The organism is Pseudobutyrivibrio xylanivorans, assembly GCF_010906925.1.
GTDB lineage: Bacteria > Bacillota > Clostridia > Lachnospirales > Lachnospiraceae > Pseudobutyrivibrio.
In genome coordinates this window covers 1-442 of sequence record NZ_VTVE01000015.1, presented here as the reverse complement: position 1 = coordinate 442, position 442 = coordinate 1, and the positions used below count along the sequence as shown (strand labels likewise).

Annotated in this window: 1 protein-coding gene; it reads right to left on the bottom strand. The window is 67.4% G+C overall.

The annotated features are described in order from the left end of the window. Positions 1-153: 153 nt before the first annotated feature. Positions 154-442: aromatic amino acid lyase (locus F0Q01_RS13675; RefSeq protein WP_163927297.1), on the bottom strand; the 289-nt coding region annotated here is incomplete at its 5' end.

Genomic DNA, 442 nt, shown 5'->3' with positions numbered 1-442 from the left:
GCTCATGCACCCACCAGTCGGCATCGCGGCGCGCCAGCCACGGCGAGTGGAAATCGCCGATCAGATCATGCGGCAGCTCGCTGCCGGTGTGCGGGAAGCTGACGATCAGCGGCGCATCGCCTTCGTGCACGGTCAGCCATTCGGGATGGCCGTTCATGCCTGCGGTTCCACCGTGGGCAACAGCTCGGCCAGGCCCTTGGCCAATGCGCCGCTGCGGACCAGATCGGTTGCGATCACCATGTCCGGGTGGAAATAGCGATCGTCCTGCAGCATCGGCACCTGTGCACGCAGCGTGGCGCGCACGTTTTCCAGTGCCTTGCTGGAGCGCAGCGGCGCATGGAAGTCGCAGCCCTGCGCAGCGGCCAGGAGCTCGATGCCGATCACGTTGGCCGCGTTCTCGGCCATCTGCATCAGGCGGCGTGCGCCGTGCGCGGCCATCGAC